Annotated in this window: 19 protein-coding genes and 1 riboswitch; of the genes, 5 read left to right on the top strand and 14 right to left on the bottom strand. The window is 57.4% G+C overall.

Annotated elements, in window-relative coordinates:
• Positions 1-47: 47 nt before the first annotated feature.
• From GZH47_RS17820 to nirB, 12 genes are all read right to left on the bottom strand, one after another.
• Positions 48-1,673 (bottom strand): type 2 periplasmic-binding domain-containing protein, encoded by a 1,626-nt coding sequence (locus GZH47_RS17820; protein WP_225446116.1) that lies wholly within the window; start codon positions 1,671-1,673, stop codon positions 48-50.
• A 41-nt stretch (positions 1,674-1,714) separates the two neighbouring features.
• Positions 1,715-2,587, bottom strand: coding sequence for a carbohydrate ABC transporter permease (locus tag GZH47_RS17815; protein WP_162642263.1), 873 nt, complete (start codon positions 2,585-2,587; stop codon positions 1,715-1,717).
• A 15-nt stretch (positions 2,588-2,602) separates the two neighbouring features.
• A complete protein-coding gene (locus GZH47_RS17810; protein WP_162642260.1) occupies positions 2,603-3,514 on the bottom strand; it encodes an ABC transporter permease in 912 nt (303 codons plus the stop codon).
• Between the two features lie 25 nt (positions 3,515-3,539).
• A complete protein-coding gene (locus GZH47_RS17805) occupies positions 3,540-5,663 on the bottom strand; it encodes a glycoside hydrolase family 3 N-terminal domain-containing protein (RefSeq protein ID WP_162642255.1) in 2,124 nt (707 codons plus the stop codon).
• A gap of 67 nt (positions 5,664-5,730) precedes the next feature.
• Complete coding sequence (locus GZH47_RS17800) at positions 5,731-7,116, bottom strand: family 4 glycosyl hydrolase (protein ID WP_162642252.1); 1,386 nt, start codon at positions 7,114-7,116, stop codon at positions 5,731-5,733.
• A 13-nt stretch (positions 7,117-7,129) separates the two neighbouring features.
• The gene (locus tag GZH47_RS17795) at positions 7,130-8,059 is read right to left on the bottom strand and encodes an ROK family protein (RefSeq protein ID WP_162642250.1); all 930 of its coding nucleotides are present in this window, start codon (positions 8,057-8,059) and stop codon (positions 7,130-7,132) included.
• Positions 8,060-8,071: 12 nt separating this feature from the next.
• Positions 8,072-8,797, bottom strand: coding sequence for a 6-phosphogluconolactonase (locus tag GZH47_RS17790; RefSeq protein ID WP_162642248.1), 726 nt, complete (start codon positions 8,795-8,797; stop codon positions 8,072-8,074).
• Between the two features lie 21 nt (positions 8,798-8,818).
• Positions 8,819-9,949, bottom strand: a complete 1,131-nt coding sequence (locus GZH47_RS17785; RefSeq protein WP_162642246.1) for an ROK family protein — start codon at positions 9,947-9,949, stop codon at positions 8,819-8,821.
• 262 nt (positions 9,950-10,211) lie between these two features.
• On the bottom strand, positions 10,212-10,979 hold the full coding sequence (gene cobA, locus GZH47_RS17780) for a uroporphyrinogen-III C-methyltransferase (RefSeq protein ID WP_162642244.1): 768 nt from the start codon (positions 10,977-10,979) through the stop codon (positions 10,212-10,214).
• 13 nt (positions 10,980-10,992) lie between these two features.
• Entirely contained in the window at positions 10,993-11,820 is an 828-nt protein-coding gene (locus GZH47_RS17775; RefSeq protein ID WP_162642242.1) for a uroporphyrinogen-III synthase, read from the bottom strand.
• A gap of 75 nt (positions 11,821-11,895) precedes the next feature.
• Positions 11,896-12,231: a nitrite reductase small subunit NirD gene (gene nirD / locus GZH47_RS17770; protein WP_162642240.1), complete on the bottom strand. Its 336-nt coding sequence runs from the start codon at positions 12,229-12,231 to the stop codon at positions 11,896-11,898.
• Positions 12,232-12,336: 105 nt separating this feature from the next.
• Entirely contained in the window at positions 12,337-14,772 is a 2,436-nt protein-coding gene (gene nirB, locus GZH47_RS17765; protein WP_162642237.1) for a nitrite reductase large subunit NirB, read from the bottom strand.
• Between the two features lie 373 nt (positions 14,773-15,145).
• Here nirB and GZH47_RS17760 point away from each other — a divergent pair, with 373 nt between their 5' ends.
• Positions 15,146-15,700: an ANTAR domain-containing response regulator gene (locus GZH47_RS17760; protein ID WP_225446115.1), complete on the top strand. Its 555-nt coding sequence runs from the start codon at positions 15,146-15,148 to the stop codon at positions 15,698-15,700.
• A gap of 303 nt (positions 15,701-16,003) precedes the next feature.
• Complete coding sequence (locus GZH47_RS17755) at positions 16,004-17,242, top strand: nitrate/nitrite transporter (RefSeq protein WP_162645306.1); 1,239 nt, start codon at positions 16,004-16,006, stop codon at positions 17,240-17,242.
• A 207-nt stretch (positions 17,243-17,449) separates the two neighbouring features.
• Here GZH47_RS17755 and mobA read toward each other — a convergent pair whose 3' ends face one another.
• Together mobA and GZH47_RS17745 are read right to left on the bottom strand one after the other, a co-directional pair.
• The gene (mobA, locus tag GZH47_RS17750; RefSeq protein ID WP_162642235.1) at positions 17,450-18,088 is read right to left on the bottom strand and encodes a molybdenum cofactor guanylyltransferase; all 639 of its coding nucleotides are present in this window, start codon (positions 18,086-18,088) and stop codon (positions 17,450-17,452) included.
• A 71-nt stretch (positions 18,089-18,159) separates the two neighbouring features.
• Positions 18,160-18,486, bottom strand: coding sequence for a hypothetical protein (locus tag GZH47_RS17745; protein ID WP_162642232.1), 327 nt, complete (start codon positions 18,484-18,486; stop codon positions 18,160-18,162).
• A gap of 183 nt (positions 18,487-18,669) precedes the next feature.
• On the opposite strand from GZH47_RS17745, the gene GZH47_RS17740 reads away from it, so the two are divergent.
• From GZH47_RS17740 to GZH47_RS17730, 3 genes are all read left to right on the top strand, one after another.
• Positions 18,670-19,113 carry an Rrf2 family transcriptional regulator gene (locus GZH47_RS17740; RefSeq protein ID WP_162642230.1) on the top strand — a complete coding sequence of 148 codons (444 nt, stop codon included), beginning with the start codon at positions 18,670-18,672 and terminating at the stop codon, positions 19,111-19,113.
• A gap of 32 nt (positions 19,114-19,145) precedes the next feature.
• Positions 19,146-19,745 (top strand): nitroreductase family protein, encoded by a 600-nt coding sequence (locus tag GZH47_RS17735; RefSeq protein ID WP_162642228.1) that lies wholly within the window; start codon positions 19,146-19,148, stop codon positions 19,743-19,745.
• A gap of 111 nt (positions 19,746-19,856) precedes the next feature.
• Positions 19,857-19,974, top strand: a riboswitch (guanidine-I (ykkC/yxkD leader).
• Positions 19,975-20,025: 51 nt separating this feature from the next.
• Positions 20,026-21,009 (top strand): ABC transporter substrate-binding protein, encoded by a 984-nt coding sequence (locus tag GZH47_RS17730; protein ID WP_162642226.1) that lies wholly within the window; start codon positions 20,026-20,028, stop codon positions 21,007-21,009.
• Position 21,010 lies beyond the last annotated feature (1 nt).

Raw genomic sequence — 21,010 nt, 5'->3', positions numbered from 1 at the left:
GGGATAGGGCTGTCCATGCGGCTAAACGCCGTCACGTCATACTCGAACTATTGAGCAAGCTTCTTCTTGTTCGCTTCGATTTGCGTATTGCGCTCTTCAACCAGCTTGTCCCAACCGTTGTCTTGACGGTACTTGACGAAAGCGGCCATGTCCTGGTCGACTTCCGAGTCCGACTTGGCGTTCAGAATCTTCGCGATCGTCTGCGCCCAATCCTGGTTGATCTTCTCCACGTTGCGCGCGGATTCGCGCGACAGGTATACGTCGAGGCTCGCCATTTCGAATTGCGGCACGGTATATTGGACCGTCCACTGCTTCGCTTGCTGCAAATATTTCGGGAATTGGTCGATGCCCATTTGGCGCGACAGCAGCGCGCTGTCCTGCAGCCACAGATGCGTCGTCAAGCCGACCTTCGTCTCGAAGGCTGACGGATCGGTTTGCTTCAATTGCAGCAAGTCCGCATTCAGCACGGGCTTGCCGTCCTTCATCGTATACGTTTGGCCTTCGCGGCCGAAGTTCATGACCGTGTCGCCGTATTCGCTGACGAGGTACTCAACGAGCTCCATCGCCTTCTGCGGGTTCTTGGCGCTCTTCGAAATGAACGTTTGCGTCCAGCCTTCGATCGACGTACCAGGCAGCGCCGGTTTGCGGCCCACCGTCGACTTCGGTCCTTCGACGGCAATGTACGCCTTGTCCGGGTTCTCGCTGGCCCACACCGTCATCGGATCCGTCTCGCCGATAATATCGTTGTCGAAGTAGACGAAGTAACTGCCGTTCGTCAAACGCGCGTCTTTGTCATCCTTCGTCATGGTGACCATGTCCTTGTCCGTCAGGCCGTTCTGACGGGCTGCCACGAACACTTTCAGCCATTTCTGGTAGTCGGCGTCGGTCAGACGGTCATAATACTTGCCGTCGTCCGTCAGCATCGGCACGCCGATGAAGTCCGCCAGCGTACGGTCGAATACGCCGTTCTTCTCCGAGCCGTCGCTGAAGTTTTGCGTGCCGAACGGCACGATCGGCTTGCCCAGCGCGTCTTTCAGCCCCAGCTTTTTAACCGCTTCCAATGCGGCCGTGAAGCCTTCCGGCGTCGTCATATCCGGGCTGCCGATTTGCTCGTAAATGTCTTTGCGCACCATGAATGCCTGGTTGCCGTAGACGCCGCCCTTCTCATAGTCCGATTGCGTATTGGAGAAGTTCGGGTAACCGTACACATGGCCGTCGTCCTGCGTGAAGAACTTCAACGTATCCGGTTTGGCCGCCGAAGAGAGGAAGTACGGATCGTATTTCTTCGCCAGTTCGTCCAGCGGAATCGCGAATTTGCTTGCATCTTTGATCAGCGGGCTCGTGCCGTCGATCGTGATGATATCAGGCAGGTCGCCGGAGGCCATCATGGTGTTGAGCTTGTCGTCCGTTCCGTTCTGGTACGTAACGTTGACGCCCGTGTCTTCCGTAATGAATTTCGTCGCCGTATCGTTGCCCCATGTTTGCGCGAACCAGTCGAAGTTGATGTACCAGCTGAGATCGGCCGTCGATTTGTCGGTCTTCCAGCTTGGCGTCGCCGCGTCGACCGTGAAGCTGGCATCGGCCAGGTTGCCGCCTCCGCCGCCCTTGCTGCCGCAGGCAGTGAATACGAGGGCGCTGACGATAAGCGTTGCTACTGTTGCTGTCTTTTTCATGTTGCTTCCCCTTTCGTGATGCATAACGTGTTGGTGATGCATTACTCTTTGACCCCGCCGACCAGCATGCCGCTGATGAAGTATTTCTGAAGAAACGGATAAACGAGCATGATGGGCAGCGTCGTGATGATCATCGTTGCCTGCTGAAGCGATTGCGTCGTGAACGCTTTTGAAATATAGACTCCGGCTTTGGAAGCGTTGGCCGCCCCCGTGCTGGTCAGCAGCTGATAGAGGTAGTACTGGATCGGATAGAGCGACTTGTCCGTGACGTACAACTTAGCCACGAAGAAATCATTCCATTGGTAAACGCCGTGAAACAATGCGATCGTAGCGAATACCGGAAGCGACAAAGGCATAACGATTTTGAAGAAAATCTGGAACACGCTCGCTCCGTCGATCTTCGCCGATTCTTCGATGGAATCCGGGAGCCCGCGGAAGAAATTCATCAGAATGATCATATCGTAGAAGCTGTACAGCACCGGAATGACGTACACCAGGAAATGGTTAGCCAGTCCAAGCGATTTGATGACCAAGAACGTCGGAATCAAACCGCCGTAGAAAAACATCGAAATGATGCCGAGACGGATGAACAGCTTGCGGCCGATCAAGTTCGACTTGCTCATCGCGTAAGCCGCCATCCCCGTAATGACCAGGTGGCCGGCGACGCCGACCAGCGTCTTCATCACCGTAACGCCGAGCGCCCGGTAAATCGTATGGTCCCTCAGGATCGTCTCGTAGTTGACGAGCGTGAATTTTCTCGGGTAGAGATATATGCCGCCCTTCATCGCGTCGTAGCCGTCATTGAGCGACAGCGCGATAACGTTGATGAGCGGGAATATGATGACCGCCACGAAGATGCACATGAAGATCACGTTGAAGATTTGGAACCATCTTTCTCCCCGTTCTAATGGCATAGGTCTAGCTCCTTTCTAGAAGATTGAACTGTCGTTAACCCGCTTGGTCAAGAAGTTGGCTCCGAGCAGCAGGATGACCGATACCACCGAAGAGAAGATGCCGACCGCGGTCGCGAACGAGAAGTCCCCTTGGGTCAGGCCCAGATGATACACGTACAGATCGATGACTTCGCTGCGGTGGATGTTGGAACCGTTTTGCAGCACCAAGGCTTGCTCCAGGTTCGAACCCAATACCGAGCCGACGCGAAGGACGAACATCAAGACGATAATGTGGCTGATTCCCGGCAGCGTAATGTACCGGATTTGCTTCAACTTCTTCGCGCCGTCGACGCGAGCGGCTTCGTACAGCGAAGGATCGATGCCCGCCATCGCGGCCAAGTACAGGATCGTGCCCCAGCCGACTTCTTTCCAGATGTCGGACAACGTCGCCACCCACCAGTAACCGTTCGGGTTCGTCAGGAACGGAATCGGATCGTTCGTCAGGTGCAGCGCCATCAGCAGGCTGTTCACCAGCCCCGACGAGCTCAGCCATGTAATGAACATGCCGCCCAAGATGACCCACGACAGAAAGTGAGGCAGATAAGAGACGGTTTGCGAAAATTTCTTGAACGGACCGGTCCGCAATTCATTGATCAGAATCGCCAGCACGATCTCGAGCGGGAAGCCGATGAGCAGTTTCAGCAAGCTGATCCCGATCGTATTGGTCAGTACATTATAGAAGTCGCTGTCGCCGAGGAACGCTTTAAAATTGTCGAGTCCGACGAATTCCGAGTTCCTGAAGCCGTCCAGCGGCGAGTAATCCTGAAAGGCGATGATCAAACCGAACATCGGAATGAACGAGAAGATGATCATCAGCAGAATCCCCGGCCAGACCATAGCCTGCAGCTGCCATTGCGCCTTCAACCTGTCTATGAATTTGAGGTTCATGCTAGTTCCTCCTCTCGTCTGTTCTTTAATACGTTATGGTGAATACGGGCTGCGCCGTGTCATTCACGTAGATTCGGAAAGCGCCGCGCTCGACTGTCCGCTGCAACTCAGCGTCAAGGTACTTCAGATCTTCCAAGGTCACGGACATCGTCACGCGGACGGAGCCGCGAGCCGGCACTTGAACGACTTGATAGGCTTTCATTTCGCGCATCGGGCGAACCGATCTCGATACCGCGTCTTCGATATAGAGAATCGCGATCTCCGAGTAGGCATAATCGCTCGGGTTATCGATGGTGTAGGATACGCTGACCGGTTGATCAGCCGTAATGTCAGTGCTCGATATCGCAAAATCCGAATACGTCGCACCTGCATACGTGAGTCCATGTCCAAACGGGAACAACGGCCCGATCTCGCAATCCTGGTACCGGCTGCTATAGCTCGATGCATTAGCCGGCCGGCCCGAACTGTACTCGTTGTAATAAATCGGCGTCTGCGCCGAATAACGTGGGAACGACATCGTCAGCTTGCCCGACGGGGTAGCTTGTCCGGTAAGGAGCGAAGCAACCGCGGCGCCCGCTCTTGTTCCCGGATACCAGCACCACAGCAGGGCCGGCATGTCGTCCGCGATGTCTTGCAGCGCGAGCGGCCGGCCGGAGAAGCATACGCATGCATATGGCTTTCCGGTCGCCTTGATGGCTTTAACCAACTGCCGCTGGCTCTCTTCGAGCTCGAGCTTGACGCTGCTGTGGCCTTCGCCGCTCAGTCCCCAATGCTCGCCGATCGCCGCGATGATATAATCGCTGCGCTTAAGCACGTCCGCCGGGCAATCCGCCAGCGTTTCGTAGACATCGACCGCGAGCGACGCATCGGCTTGCTTCAAGCCGTCCGCAAGCGTGACGACATCGTCGAAGCTGCCTTTGCAGGCCCAATTGCCGAGCAGTTCCTTCGTGCCGGCGAACGGCCCGACCAGAACAATATGTCGATGCTCCCCGCGCAGGGGTAGCAGGTCGTTGTCGTTCTTGAGCAGCACGCAGCTTCTGCGGGCTGCATCCTCGGCCGCTGCCAGGAAATCCGCATTCATCAGGATAGCCGGTTCCGCTTCTTCGTTCGTATACGGATTCTCGAACAAGCCAAGCTCGTTTTTCAACTGCAAAACCTTCATGACCGCAGCGTTGATATCTTCCAGCAAGGCAGGCTGCTGCGCGACAATCGTCTCGAAGTGCTCCAGATACAATGTCGACACCATCTCGATGTCGATGCCTGCGTTCATCGCAAGCTCGGCCGCTTCTCTGCCGTTCTCGGCCACGCGGTGCTTCTGCAATTCCGCCACCGCGCCCCAGTCCGAAATGACCAGCTCGTCGAAGCCGTAACGGTCTCTGAGCACGTCTTTCATCATGTGCTTGCTCGCAGTCACCGGCGTACCGTTGAACGTATTGAACGAGCTCATGACGAATTTCGGACGTTCCTTCAACGCAATCTCGTAAGGCTTGCCGTAGAAATCGAAAAACTCTCGCAAGGACATGTCGACGGTATTGTAGTCCTTGCCGCCGATCCCGGCGCCGTACGCCGCAAAATGCTTCAAGCACGCCGCGACGCCGGCCTCCGAAATCCGTCCCTCTTGAATCTTCTGATAGCCCTTGATCATCGCCCGCCCCAGGTTGCCGGACAAGAGATGATCCTCTCCGAACGACTCCATTACCCTGCCCCACCTCGGGTCGCGCACGAGATCGACCATCGGCGAGAAATTGACGTGGATCCCGGTCGCGCGCAGCTCCGAGGCGGTGACGGCCGCGACCGTCTCCAGAACCTCTTCGTCCCAGGTGCAGGACAGCCCGAGCGGAATCGGGAAAATCGTCTTGTACCCGTGGATCGCGTCATGCATGAACAGCAGCGGAATCTTCAGCCGGGAACGCTTCAGGTACTCGGATTGAATGAGATTGGTGAACTTGGCGCTGGAGGCGCCGATCACGCTTCCGATCGTGTACAGCGTCCCGTCTCCAAGCACATGGCTGGCGTACTCCGGGCCGGTCTCGACCATTTCGGAATCGACCTTGCCCACGTACAATTCGCCGGTAATTTGCGTCAGCTGGCCGAATTTCTCTTCCAGCGTCATCGTTTGCAGCAGCTCTAGCAGTTGGTTGTTATTCATGTTCAAGCCTCACGTTTCTATAATGAAAACCGAATCGGTTTCGTCAGATATGTCGGGCTAATTCGCGTTATTTCCATTCCAGCGCCGGCAAGATGTCCTTCTGCAGTCTGCACATCTCATCGATCATCGCGCATGCCTGATAGTACGTCGGCGCCTGCGGATCGAGCAGAATCGCTTGCAGCAGCTTGTTCTTGGATTGCTCCGCGAATGCTTCCAGCAGCAGCTTGTGGATCGTTCCTTGAATGTGGATCGTTCCGATTACGGCCGTCGGCAGTTCCACCGTCATCGGCTTCAAGACGATCCCTTGTCCGTTCGCGATCGCTTGCGTTTCGACGACCATGTCGTCCGGCAGGCCTTTGATCGCGCCTTTGTTCGGCAAGTTCACGGCATTGATGTGGATCTCGTCGTCGAAGAAGATCGCTTCGATGATCGGAATGGCATACTCGCAGCTCGGCTTCACGTTGTCTTTGTCGAACGTGTAGGCTTGCTCTACCCACGATTCCTGCGTTTGGACTTTGTCGAACAACCCTTTGTCCAAGCTTCCGCCGTTCGCGGCGTAGACGAAGTCAGGCGTTCTCGAACCCTCTTGCCACAGCTGCTCGCGCATCGGATCATAGCGGTATTGGAGCGACAGGCCGGCATAGAAGTCAGCCGCGTACGATACATATTCTCCGCAGTGATTCGTTCCGGGATACGGATAGTAACCGTAAATTTGGTACATCGTTCTGGACAGGGCAATGTGGTCGAATTGCGCCAGACGATTCGCTTTCTTCTCTTGCTCGCGGAAGCGCGGATACAGGTCCTCGCCCGTCTCCTTGTTCCACACCTTCGTGAAGAACCCGAAGTGGTTCAAGCCGCCGCCTTCGAAGCCGATTTCCTCTTCCTTCATCTCCAGGAATTCGCACAGCTGGTGAACGCCCATGTCGAGTCCGTGGCAGAGGCCCACGATCTTGATCGTCGTCAGTTTGGAAATCGCCTCAACGAGTTTCGCTTCCGGGTTCGTGTAGTTGATGAACCATGCATCCGGGCAAACCTTCTCCATCATGCGAGCGATTTCAAGCATCGGCCCAAGGTTGCGAAGCGTATGGAACATGGAGCCCGGTCCGCCGTTCTCGCCGTAGATTTGTCTGCTGCCGAACAAGCGAGGTACGTGGAAGTCCTGCGACCAATAGAAGTAGCGGTTCACTTCGATGGCTACGATGGCGAAATCCGCACCGGTCAGCGCCTGCTCCAGATCCGTCGTCGCCCAGATCGCTGCCGGGTGCGAGAAGGATTCGAACATTTCTTTCGCGTAACGGTGAGTCCGTTCAACGTTATCGGAGTCGATATCCATCAGCGCGACTTCAAGCTCTACTTGGGATTTCAAACGCGGCGAAAGTACGATATCCTGCAAGGCGCCAAGCGCGAAGGATACGCTGCCTGCTCCGATTAGTGCGATTTTCATCTTTTTCATGATTTGATCTCCTTTATACTGTTTTTCGCAGTGTGGTTTTTTGAGCTTGCTTCCGGGCCGAATATCCGGCTCCGATTACGCCGGCGTCGCCGCCGAATACGGGACTTACGATGCGAATGCCGTCTTTCAGGTTTTCCAGCACCTTGGTTCTGGCGTTCTCCAGCACTTTATCGATCAGCCACAGGTTGTTGTCGATGACCGAACCGCCTAGGACGAACACGTCGGGATCCATCGTCTGCATCAGCGATGCGATGGCCCTTGAGAAGTACTCCACCCAGAGCTCGATGACGAGAACCGCTTGCTCATCCTGCTGATGGTACCGCTCGAACAGCGTCAACGTCGTCGCGCCCGCGCCGTACAGCTTCTTGCTCTCTTCTTCCAAGGCTTTGCCGCTGCAAAGCGATTCCAGCGTCCCGCTATATAAGGAAGCGTGTTTGTTGTCCTTATCCGAAATAATCATGCTCCCGATTTCGCCGGCATAGCCGTGCGCGCCGTGAAGAACTTCGTTATGAATGATGATGCCGCTTCCGATACCCGTACTGACGGTAATGTATACCGAATGCCCGCTGCCTTTGGAGGCGCCTTGTTCCGATTCCAGGCATGCGATAACGTTTACATCATTCTCAAAATAAACGCTGTAGCCGGGGAAGAACGTCGTAATCGCGTTGGTCGGCACATTTTCCAAATAAGGAATGTTGACGGAATCCACGATGCTCGTCGTATCGTGCTTCCACGGTACGGGCATTGCGATCCCGATCTTGCCGGCTTCCCGCTTGGGATCCACGCTGTCGATCATGCGCCTGATTCCCGTAAACAGCTCTTCGGCGCTGCCGAAGCTGCCGGTCAAGGCCGTCTCTTTGCGAATAAGCTCGAGCTTATCGCTCACCAGGCCGACCCTGACATTCGTACCTCCAATATCCACGCCGATCACACAATCATTCATGCTTGCTGCTCCTTATTTCTTATTGCCGTCCATATGCTTCGCCGCTTCCGCATCCAGGAAGAAATCGATATGCTCGAAACCGAGCAGTTCCTGCGCAGGCAATTTCGCTTGCGGATTGCCGAAGATCTCGCGGACGATTTCCGCTTTGCGTTCGCCCGTAATCGCTACGATCACGCGCTTGCTGCGAATGACTTGCCCTAGGCCGAGCGTAATGCCCCGTTCCAGCTTCGCCGCTTCGTTAAAATATTTCTGGCCGACGACGCGCGTCGTTTCCGACAGCTCCACGACGCTGCTGGCATCCAGCACCGGGCAGCCCGGCTCGTTCAGGCCGATATGCCCGTTCATGCCCACGCCCATCAGGCTGAACGTAATCGGGTGCTGCTCGATATAACGGTCGATTCTTGCGCATTCTGCCTGCAGATCGTCCTGCGTTCCATCGAAGAACTCGATCAAAGCGCCGTCGAGCGGCACTTGCGAGAATAAGTCTTCGTTCAGCATCTGGTAGCAGCTGCCCTCGGAGCTGCGATCGATGCCGACCCACTCGTCGAGACTAACGATGCGCAGCGACTTGATTTTGCCTGCCGGATCGATCGCATCCGCGAATTTGCGATAGCTCTTCTGAGGGGTGCTTCCGGAGGCCAGACAGAACACCGGATGCTCCTCGTTCGCTAGGTCATGCTGCATTTCGTCTGCAATCGCTTGGGCCAGTTCGGCCTCGGTTTCGAATACTCGAATCATGCGTTTGCCACTTCCTTTCCGTTAGTCCGCTAGGACATGAATCATTTCCTGCTGAAGAATAAGGATGGCCGCGCCGATGGCCGTCGAGTGCGCGGAGTCGCTTACCGAGATTTTCGGTTCCCATTCGGTATATTGCGTCACGTACTCGCTCGTCCGCTTCAAGATGTTTTCCGGAAACAACGCTACCGTCTTCCCGCTGATCACGATGCGGTTGATATCCAAGATGCTGATCATATTGGTGATTACCAAAGCGAGATGACGGGAAACATAATCCGCACAAGCTTCGCGCGCCGTCTCCGAGGTCAAGTCGTAACTGCTGAGCAGCGTTTCGATGCCGAGCTTGCTTTCCAGCCAGCCGACCGAGGACGGCGTCTTCCGATAGTCCGGATCGAAGCACATATACTCCAGCTCGCCGGCGCTTGCGTTGAATCCGCGGTGCAGCTCTTTGTTCAAAATGATGCCGGCGCCGACCCCGTCGCCGACGGAGACATGAATGAGATCGTTGACGATTTCATCATCGTTCTCCAAGTTTCGGAACTCGGCCAGGATCGAGGCGTTAACGTCGTTCTCGAGCAGTACCGGCAGCTGTACGCGGCTGGTTAGATTCTCGATAATAGGTTCATAGAGGTAATCTTCCTCGAGACGATCCGTCGTATGAATGCGAATGGTCTTCTTCCGGCGGTTGATCGCGCCGTCCACGCCGATGCCGACGCCTAGAATAACGCCGCCGGCCTCTTCGGCCTTCTTCCTCATCCGCGCGATGATTTCGTCGAACACCGCGGCGAACTGCTCGCTGTAGAACGGAATCGGCGTTTCGACCGGATAGGAATCGATGATCTTGCCGTACAAATTAACGAGCAGCGCCGTCATTTGCTTGCCGATCGTCTGTATGCCGATCGTGACGTAGCTGTTTTCGTTAAAGCGGTAGACGGTTCGTTTCCGTCCGAGCCCGCCGGCGCCTTCGCGGCTTTCGCCCGTTGCCGTCAACAAGCCGATTTGCTCGAAGTAATTGACGATTTTACTGACAGTGACGAAGCTCATGGCCGTCTTCTCCGTAATTTCCACCTTGGCCAATTCCGGATGCTGCATCAAGATATCGAAGACGATCTTACGGTTCTCGTCTTTAATGTCGTTTGGCAGGAATGACTTCACCTTTTCGCCTCCTCAATTAATTAATGTTATTTCTTAATATCATTATTTAATTTTGTTAAATAATCGGACGAGGACGTTCGCGTTTCGTGTTGCGAGTTGATTACCCTTATTATATAGCGGCATTTTGATGTGTCAATGGGCAGTTCGACAAATTCCGCGCATGTAAAAAACGCCAACCTCGTATAAAGGTAAGCGCTTCAGACGTCAATCCGTTCGCAATCCTAGGGTTTCGGCAATAGGGCCGATTCTCGGAAAATAAATATTAATTTTGCAATAAGGCTTCGACCGGCCGCCATTGCAGCTTGTCCCGCATGCCGACGACCGGGCCGATGACGATGGCGGCCGGACTGCGAAGCTGCGCCGTCTCCGGCATCGACATAATCGTCTTCAGCGTGCCGACGACCACCCGCTGCTCCTCCCATGTGCCGTTCTGGATCAGCGCGATCGGCGTGGCCGGCGGCTTGCCGTTCCCGAGCAGCTGTTCCACGATTTCGGGCAGCTGCTGCAGCCCCATCAGAATGACGAGCGTTTCCGCGCCGGCCGCCCACGCCCAATCCACGCATGCGCCGTCTTTGTCCGCGCACTCGTGGCCCGTGATGACGGCGAACGAAGCCGCAAGCTGGCGCTGCGTGACCGGAATGCCGGCATACGCCGGCGCGGCGATGCAGGATGAAATGCCGGGGATGATTTCGAACGGAATGCCTCGCTCGGATAGATAAGCCGCCTCTTCGCCGCCGCGGCCGAACACGAACGGATCGCCGCCCTTCAGGCGGGTCACCGTGAGTCCGCGCTGCGCATGCGCGGCGATAAGCGCATTAATCTCGTCTTGCTTCATCGTATGATGACCGGAGGCTTTGCCGACGTAGAGCAGCTCCGCATCCTTGCGCGCTTCCTTCAGCAGCGCTTCGGATACGAGCCTGTCGTATATAATGACGTCCGCCCGGCGGATGCTCTCCAAGCCGCCCACGGTGATCAGCTTGGGGTCGCCCGGTCCCGCGCCCGTTAAGTAAACTTTTCCGCTGCGGCTCATGCCCGTTCCCTCCTTAAGCGACGTCTTCTTCGGATACGGCGAAAAACTTGCCGATCGCCACCACCATGCTGCCCATCCGTTCTTCCTCCGGGAACAGCACCCGTTCCACGCCTTCCTCATGCAGCGCCTCCGCCGACAGTTTGCCGACGGCTGCCGCGAGCACTCGGCCAGCGAACGCCTCCCTTACCGCTTCCAGCTTGCCGCGTTCGGCCGCCCAGCCCATGACGCAGCGGACCTGCGCCGTGCTCGTGAAGGCGACGGCATCCACCTCGCCGCCGACGATCTCATCGACCAGCCGGCCGACGTCGCCGTCCTCGGGAGGCAGATGACGGTACGGGAGCAGTTCTTCGCAGACGGCGCCCCGGGCTTCGAGCTCGCTAATGATGCGCGGGGCGGGATCGCCGTACAGCTGGAGCGCGACCCGCCGCCCGGCAAGGTCGCAATGCTCCATCGCGCGAAGCAGGCCGGCCGTCGTGCCGTCGTCGTCGCGCGCATCCGGCGCCAGGCCGAACCTGCGCAGCGCCGCCACTGTTTTGTAGCCGCGGGCCGCAATCCGCATTCGGCCGAGCGCGGCGAGGAACGCCATAAGAAGTCCGAGCCTTTCTGCCGATTCGAGCAGCGCTTCCGTGCCTGTGCCGGTCGTCAGCAGGAGCCAATCCGCCGGATGAGCGATCAATGCGCGCAGCTGTTCCTCGATCGTCGTTTCATCCAAGTAAACTTGACCCTGCACCGGGCGAGACACCGCCGTCCCGCCGAATTTGGCCACCAGTTTGCCGAAATCGTCCGCCTTGCGCGGTCCCGTTACCGCTATGACTTTCCCTTCCAGTCGCGCTGCCGTCATTGTCGCCGCCTCCTATCTTGATTCCGCTCTATTGAAGCCGTGATGATGCATCATGCTCACTTGCGCCTGCGCTCCCTAGGATACTTTCGCTTCCAAGCCGTCCTCCAGGAACAGAATCACTTCGCCGTCGCCGTCCACCTCGACCCGGTACGCATTCACGCAGCCTTGATCCGGCGCCTGCACGATCCCGTCATGCAGATCGATCTTCCAATCATGCAGGGGACAATACACATGATGGTCGCACACGATTCCTTCGGACAGCTTGCCGTGCTTATGCGGACACCGGTTCTCGATCGCCTTGACCGTGCCGTCGGACAGCTTGAACAGCGCCAGCTCCAGACTGCCCATCCGGAACACCCGGCCCGAACGCTCGGGAAATTCGGAAATATGACCTACAATCACTTTGCCCATCGCTCTTCCGCTCCTTTACGCTGCCGCCAGGGCGGCAGCGTTATCTCTATAGTCGTGGTATGCAATATTAACTGATTGCTTGCCTTGCCACTGCCCGCTAACCGCCTACGACCCTGCCGGCGATGTCAGCGTCTCGAACGCGCTGCGCAAACTGTCGCTCTCGATGATTTCCTTCCATGGGTCCTTCGTCAGCTCTAACGTTTTATCAATGCGCGCGTTCAGCGCATCGCGATCCTCCTGCTTCTCGAGCGCCCGCTTGATCGCGTCCAGCCCGACGCGCAGCGACCATTCGCTCGTGCGCTCCAGATAATTCGCCGTTTCGCGGTAGTACTGCAAGTAAGCGCCGGTCCAGCCGAGCACTTCTTCCTCCGTCTTGACCTTGGTCAGCAGATCCGCCGCGCGGACGCGGGTACCGCCGTTGCCGGCGACGTAGATCTCCCAGCCGCCGTCGATGGCGACGACGCCAAGATCCTTGATCGTCGCCTCCGCGCAGTTGCGCGGGCAGCCGGACACGGCCAGCTTCACTTTGTGCGGCGTGTTCAAGCGTTCGAATTTCTTCTCCAGATCGACGCCCATCTTAATGGCATCCTGGGTGCCGAAGCGGCAGAACGTGTTGCCGACGCAGGTTTTGACCGTGCGCAGCGACTTGCCGTACGCATAGCCGGATGGCATGTCGAGATCCTTCCACATGCCCGGCAGGTCTTCTTTCTTCACGCCGAGCAGGTCGATCCGCTGGCCGCCGGTGAATTTGACGAGCGGCACCCGGTACTTCTCCGCGACCGTGGCGATCTTCATCAGATCCTCCGGCGTCGTCACGCCGCCGTAGATGCGCGGTACGACGGAATACGTGCCGTCCTTCTGGATATTGGCGTGGTTGCGTTCGTTGACGAAGCGCGATTCCTGCTCATCCTCGTGCTCTTCCGGGAACGCCATGCCGAGGTAATAATTGAGCGCGGGGCGGCATTTGGAGCAGCCCTCCGGATGATGCCAATCCAGCACGTGCATGACTTCCTTCGTCGTCGTCAGCCGCATCTTCCGAATGGCGTCGACCACTTCGTCGCGGGACAGCGTCGTACAGCCGCAGATTCCTTCCTTCGCTTGGGCCACTTGATCGGCGCCGAGCGTCGCGGTCAGGATCGCTTCCACGAGCGGCTTGCAGCCGCCGCAGCCGCCGGATGCCTTCGTGCAGGCTTTCAGGTCGGCAACGCTGGCGCATCCCTTCTCGGTAATCGCATGGGCGAGATCATCCTTCGTCACGCCGTTGCAGCCGCAGACGATTTCGTCGCCGCTCATGGCCGTGACGAGATCCGCCGTGCTCGCACCGCCTTTGCCGCCCCCGCCGCTGCCGGCAGGGCCGAACAGGACCTCCCTCTCCGAACCGGTGTAATCCTTGCCGCTGCGGATGGCCGAGAACAGCTTGGAGCTGTCGCTCGTATCGCCGAACAGCACCGCGCCGACGACCTTGCCGTTCTCGAACACCACCTTCTTATAGACGCCGTCCAAATCATCCTGAACGCGGAGCGATTTCGTCCCCGGCTGTTCGGCGAAGCGGCCGGCCGAGAATACGTTCACGCCGGACACCTTGAGCTTCGTCGACAGCACCGACCCGTGGTAACCGCCGCTCTCCGCGCCGGCCAGCCTTTTGGCCAGAACCGCGCCTTGCTCGTACAGCGGCGCCACTAATCCATAAACCATGCCGCGGTGTTCCGCGCACTCGCCGACGGCGTGAATATTCGCAACGTTCGTTTGCATGAAGTCGTTCACCACGATGCCGCGGTTCACCTCGACGCCGCTGCTCTTGGCCAGCAGAACGTTCGGCCGAATGCCGACCGCCATGACGATCAGATCGGCGTCTTCGCGCGTGCCGTCTTTGAAAGCGATACCCGTCACGCGTTCCTCGCCCAAGATCGCATCCGATTGCTTTGCCAGCAGAAACTTCATGCCCTGACGTTCCAGCTCCGCTTGCAGCATGCGCGATGCCGTCTCGTCTAATTGCTTCTCCATTAAATAGCCATGTATATGGACGACGCTGACTTCCATGTTTAAGTTGATGAGGCCCCGCGCCGCTTCGAGACCGAGCAAGCCGCCGCCGATTACGACCGCCTTGCGGTAGCGCTTGGCGGTTTCGATCATCGTCTCGCAGTCTTTGATGTCGCGGAAGGCAATGACCCCCGCTTTGTCGGCGCCCGGCAGAGGCAGCATGAACGGCAGCGAACCCGTCGCGAATACCAGATCGTCGTACTGCAGCCTCTCTCCCGCGCTCGTAGTCACGGATCGCTGTGCGGTATCGACCGCGACCGCCTCTTGCCCCGCCAGCAGCCGGATGCCGTTATCCCGGTACCAGTGCCAGTCGTTCAAAATAATATCGTTCATGCTCGCGTCCCCCGCAAGAACGGACGACAGCATGATGCGGTTATAGTTCGGATGCGGCTCCGCGCCGATAATGGAAATCTCGTAGCCGCTCGGATTCAGCTTCAATAGTTGTTCGACGAAGGAAACGCCGGCCATGCCGTTTCCAATCATGACGAGCTTCTTTTTCATAACGAATCTCTCCTTCACGTATAAGTGTTACGAGTCTTGCCCGCGTCACCGCTTAATGGCGTGATCCCCCGGGAACATAAAAAGCCCATCCCCGCGTCAAATAAAACATAGACGCTTGAGATAGGCTCCATTGCCTGATCGCGAGGGCACGCCGTTGTGCCGCCCTAATCGAAGATCTTGACTCGATTATATTTCGTACTCAGATATATGTCAACATTCTTGACACGAAATGTACATTCGTTTAATAATACTACCAGAGGCTTCTTTTTAGTTCGTAATCCGTCCTAATCAATGTCACCTTCCGTTACACTCCACGAGCCTGATTCGGCCTATTCATTAAGCCCCATGCCCCATCCACCGAGGTGATAACCGTTTGAAATCCATTCTTCTGGTTGAGAAAGATTCACCCCCTATCGACGTGCAAAATCTGCAGCGTTGCTGCAAGACCCTGCAACGGGCGACAAGCGTGAACGACGTCCGGCGCAGCATCGGCACGACCGACGCGGTCGTGCTCCATGTGCCGCACCAAGAGCTGGGCGAATGGCAGTCCGCGATCGCAGGAATGCGTCGGCTGCCGACGTTGTGGCTGTGCCCGGACGGCGCGGCGCCCACAGACAGCGACTGGGGATTGGCGCTCGATGGCGTCCTATTCGGTTCGATGAACAGCCCTGAAATGAACGTCGCCCTTCAATGGGGACTCCGTAACTTCCAGCAGCGCAAGCGCTGGGCGGAGGAACGGGAGCAGCTGACGCAGCGGATCGAAGAACGCAAGTGGATCGATCAAGCGAAGGCCGTACTGTGCGAAATCAAAGGGATTACCGAAGCCGAGGCCTACGATTTTCTCCGCAAGCAAGCGATGAACGAACGCAAGCGGATCGGAGATGTTTCCGCCTCGATCGTGAAGGTGTACCAGCTCATTCACGGCTGAAATAACGACGCGGCATCGGAGCAGGTATGGCAATTGACAGCCGGATCGTACATTTTCATTATTTTGTGTGAGGTATATTGACATCACGTTTTCTGTCCCCCTATAATGCAAACTAAGATCACAAAGACGTGTATCCGATCGATCACTAGGCGCGCACACCGACGTGCTGCCGATGGCAACGAGGCCGCATTGCAGTTTCTCTAGACTGCGATGCGGCCTTTTCTGCGCGCTCGGCGCGATTGCAATGACAGAGAGACAGAGAGAGATGAGCACTTCCAACCTGGAGAGGAGTTTTGTATCATGATGGACCGCAAAAGTTTCTTGAAGAGCGGGCATGGCCCCTCGCTGCTAAGCGCATTCCTGTATTTCGATTTAAGCTTTATGGTTTGGTCGCTGCTTGGCCCGCTGGCCGTCGTCATTATGAGCGACTATCAAATGGATGCCGCGCAGAAAGCCAATCTCGTCGCCCTGCCCGTTCTCGGCGGATCGGTGCTGCGACTCGTGCTGGGCTATCTGACGGACGTCATCGGGCCGAAACGCACCGGGCAAATGGGTCTGATCTTGACGCTGGTGCCTCTAGTCTGGGGATGGAAATTCGTCGATTCGTTGAATGAGCTGTACATCGTCGCCTTGATGCTCGGCATCGCCGGCGCGTCCTTCGCCGCGGCGCTGCCGCTTGCCAGCCGCTGGTATCCGCCGAAGTATCAAGGTCTCGCCATGGGCATCGCTGGAGCAGGGAACAGCGGAACCGTGTTCTCGACGTTGTTCGCGAATCGGATCGCGCAGCATTTCGGCACTTGGCATGTCGTGTTCGGCCTTGCGATCATTCCGATCGCGCTCGTCTTCGTCCTCTTCACTTTGCTGGCCAAAGACAGTCCGAACCAGCCCGCGCCGCGCAAGCTCTCCGATTACGGCGCCGTGCTGCGCCAGCGCGATACGTGGATGTTCTGCATCTTCTACTGCGTGACGTTCGGCGGTTTCGTCGGCATGTCCAATTACTTGACCATCTTCTTCAACACCCAATACGGACTCAGCCCGGTGCGGGCGGCGGACTTCGCCACGCTCTGCGTTATCGCCGGCAGTTTCTTCCGTCCAGTGGGCGGCTGGCTGGCCGACCGGGTCGGCGGTCTCCGCATGCTGACCCTGCTCTACGGCATCGTCGCGATCATGATGGGCTGCATTTCGTCCCTTCCCTCGCTGCCGGTCATCTTGGTCCTCCTGTTCATCGGCATGATGGCGCTCGGCATGGGCAACGGCTCCGTGTTCCAGCTCGTTCCGCTCCGCTTCCAGAACGAGATCGGCATCGTCACGGGCATCGTCGGCGCCGCGGGCGGGCTTGGCGGCTACTTCCTGCCGAAGATCCTCGGCAACCTGAAGCTGTCCACCGGCTCTTACTCGTCGGGCTTCCTCATTCTGAGCGGCGTAGCGCTCGTCTGCATCACGCTGATTCTGCTCGTTCAAGGCGCTTGGAAGAAATCTTGGATCGGCAGCGGCGGCAAAGCCCGCGGCGACGCGAATGTGCAGGGCACGATTGCATCCTAACCGATGAGCTTTTAGCGGCACGAGGCTTGCGGCACGAGGCTTGCGGCACGCTGCCCGCTGCCTGTCTGTCTGCTGATTCATCGACTTCGGCAAAAACATAAAAGGCAAGGCCGTTGTGCAGCGACAACGGCCTTGCCTTTTATTGAGATGCTGACGAGTTCCGTCCGCCAGCCCCAGCCTCTCCTTCTCATTCGCTCTCAGATAAGCCTACTCGCTGCGGCGCGCAAACTGCTCGTATAGCTCGGGCGTATTCAGGTTGATGAAGGCCGACGCCTCATCCTCCTCGGATATGGCGACCCTTATGGTCCGCAGCGCGCCCAGCAGCGACATGACCCGCAGATCGCTTCGTTCCAGCCGCGGCTCCAGCTCCCCAAGCGCGCTCGCATGGTAGAGCGCATGGAAGGGCTGGTTCGGCGTTAAGACGGCTTGCGGCGTTGGATCGAGTAACGCCTCGGTGCCAGTAACGGCCTGCCGCAGCCGGTCGAACAGCGCCGCCGAAACCATCGGCATGTCGCATGCCATGACGAAGGCATACCCGCCTTCCGGCATCGCGGACAACGCCGCATGCAAACCGGCCAACGGGCCGCAGCCCGGGTAACGGTCAGCCGCAAAAGCAATCTCCCCCGTCAGCCCTTGATGCAGCCCCTGCAGCCGGTTGCCGTAATCCCGCCCCCTTTCTTCCGTGCCGCAAGCGACGACAATGCGCCGGATACCGAGCGCCAGCATCCCTTCCGCCAAATGACGAATAAGCGGTTTGCCCGCCACAGGCAGCAGCGCCTTGTCACTTCCCATGCGCGTGCTCAGCCCGCCTGCAAGAATAACGCCGGTCACTTCCTCCGCTCTCATAGCCACCCTCCTTTTATCGTTCGATACCTATTACTTACGCAGAGATTCAAGAGAAGACTTCCTTCCCGCAACTATTCATGGACAGTCCCTAGGAAGGACACAAAATAGGTTTTCGTTCTGTTGTCTGCGGAAGCCGGCTCGCTCGGCAGCTGCCCGCATTGGTAGGCAACGGAAACCTTCGTGCCGAACATCGTTCTCCGTGTTTGCTTGACGCCGCAATCGGGACAATCGAAGCCGCATCCATCCGCCGTGTCTTTCCATTCCAGCCGAAAATGCGCCGTCGTCCTGTCGGCCGCATAACTCCGGCCGACCCACGGACACCAGGCGCAAACCGCCGTAATCACTAGCAGCAATAGGGCTGCCAGCACGATAATTTTCCGGCCCTTGTCGCTTCGCATCCGCGCCCTCCTCCCTACACCGCTCCGCTTTCCTGTTTCTCCCAGTATAAATGGCGGTGAATGGATTGTGAAGAAGGCCCGGCCTGCGGCATGCCGAAGCTCGGGCTCGGCTTTGACGCGCGTCCGAGCTGTAACTATAATAATTACAGGAAGAGAACGACCAATTAGGGAAGGATAGTCCATATGGCCATCAGCAGTCGATTTTCGGTTGCCGTCCACGTCTTGTGCTTGCTCGATGTCACGCATCCGGCCCGCTTGACCTCGGAGCGGATCGCGGGCAGCGTCAACACCAATCCCGTCGTCATTCGGCGCATGATGGGGATGCTGAGCAAAGCAGGCCTCATCCGCACAACGGCCGGCGTTGCCGGTGCCGAGCTCACTCGCGATGCAGACCGAATCACGCTGCTCGACGTGTACCGCGCGGTAAGGCAGGAACAGCAGGAAGGCTTGTTCTCCCTGCATGAAGATACCAATCCGGCTTGCCGGGTAGGCCGGCATATTACGTCCGCGCTCGAAGATACGCTGGCTCATGCACAAACCGCGATGGAGGCAGAGCTTGCGAAAGCGACGGTCAAGCAGGTGGCGGGGACGATTTTACAACGGGAAGTATTAGAAGACTACGCTTGAAGCAGGAATGAACGCGAGAGCAACCAGGGAGGATGATTCAGATGTCATTGGAAGAGATCGTAAAAGGACGCCGTTCCATTCGCAAGCTGACCAACGAGCCGGAGGTGCCGCGGTCGCAGATCGAGGAAGTCATCAAGCTTGCCCTCCATGCGCCTTCAGCCTTCAATATGCAGAGCGGCCGGTTGGTCGTATTGACCGGCGCGCACCACGAGCAGCTGTGGGATATCGTCACGGAGACATTGCGCGCCCGTGTACCGGCCGAGAAATTCGGCGCGACGCAGGACCGCATGAACGGCTTCCGCGCCGGAGCCGGCACCGTGCTGTTCTTCGAGGACCAAGCCCTGGTCAAGACGACGCAGGAGAAATCGCCGCCGTCCTACCAGGCGCACTTCCACAATTGGTCGCAGCAAGGAAGCGCCATTCTGCAGTACGCCGTCTGGCTCGGCTTGACCGAACAGGGCCTTGCCGCATCGCTGCAGCACTATAACCCGATCATCGACGAGAAGGTCATGCGCGAGTGGGAAATTCCGGACGACTGGGCACTCGTTGCTCAGATGCCTTACGGGCGGCCGGCCGAGACGCCGGGCGAACGCACCTTCCTGCCTTATGCGGACGTCGTGAAGTGGCACTAAAGCAGATTTGGCGTAATGTTTCATAACATTAAAAGCTGATGAAACAAAAATACCCACTCTTTATATTGACTATCCCGAGTTAGGTGTTATGATTATGTTATAAAACCTAACAAAATTGTTCTCTAGGGTTCCGTTTATCGATTTGTTGCTGGCGGCAGATCGGCAAAGCCTGGACCGAGAGAGAGCGGCTGCGCGCGCGGCTACACGGAGGGATAAAAGCCCGGGAGATTAGAGCGATCTAATTTCCCGGGCTTTTTATTTTGAAAAGGAGGGGTGCAAGATGAATAAACGCAACCGGTACTTGCTCATTCCCGCGGCATTGCTCTCCATCGCAGCGATATCCGCTTGCGGAACGAACAGCTCCAAGGACGCGGACATCGCGCTGCGGGTCGCGTACAACCAATGGGTCGGAAGCGCCGGCCTGTTTATCGCCGACAGCAAGGGATACTTCAAAGACGCCGGCATCGACGTCAAGCTAATTGAATTCGCCAGCCCTACGGAAGCTACTCAAGCACTGCTTAGCGACAACGTGGACATCGCGCTGACGACGCTCGATACCGCGGTTATGGTCAAATCGAACGAAGCGTCGAAGAACCTCAAAGTATTCAGCCTCACCGATCTCTCCAGCGGCGCGGACGGTATCGTAGCCGACAAGGATATCAAGACCATTGCCGATTTGAAAGGCAAGACGGTCGCCGCGACGATCGGCGCCGTGAACCATTTTCTCCTTGATCACGCGCTCAAGCAAGCCGGCCTCTCCGAATCCGATGTGAAGCTGAGCAATGTCGCGCCTGAACAAACGGGCCCGCTGTTCATGTCCGGCAAGGTGGACGCCGCGGTAACCTGGGAGCCTTACCTCTCGCAATCGATGGCCAAAGGCGGTAACTTGCTATTCTCCACGAAGGAAGCGCCCGATTTGATTATCGACGGCATGGTCGCCTCCGAAAATCTCATCCAAGACCACGGTTCCGAGATCCGCAAGCTCGTCGACGCGATCGATAAAGGCACGCAATTCTACTATTCCGATACCGACGAAGCAGCGACGATCGTGGGCGAGAAGCTCGATGCGAGCAAAGATGACGTGAAATCCATGATGGACGGCGTCAAGCTCATCCCGCAAAGCGAGGTCAAGCTCAAAATGACCGACGGCCTGAGCAGCCTCGAGCAGCATGCCCAAGACTTCTCCTCCTTCTTCTTGGATAAGAAATTAATCAAGAACGACATCAAGGCCCCCGACCTCTTCGACAATTTTTTATACCAATAGC

The organism is Paenibacillus rhizovicinus (genome assembly GCF_010365285.1).
GTDB classification, from domain to species: Bacteria; Bacillota; Bacilli; order Paenibacillales; family Paenibacillaceae; genus Paenibacillus_Z; species Paenibacillus_Z rhizovicinus.
This window is presented reverse-complemented; position numbering and strand designations above follow the sequence as displayed.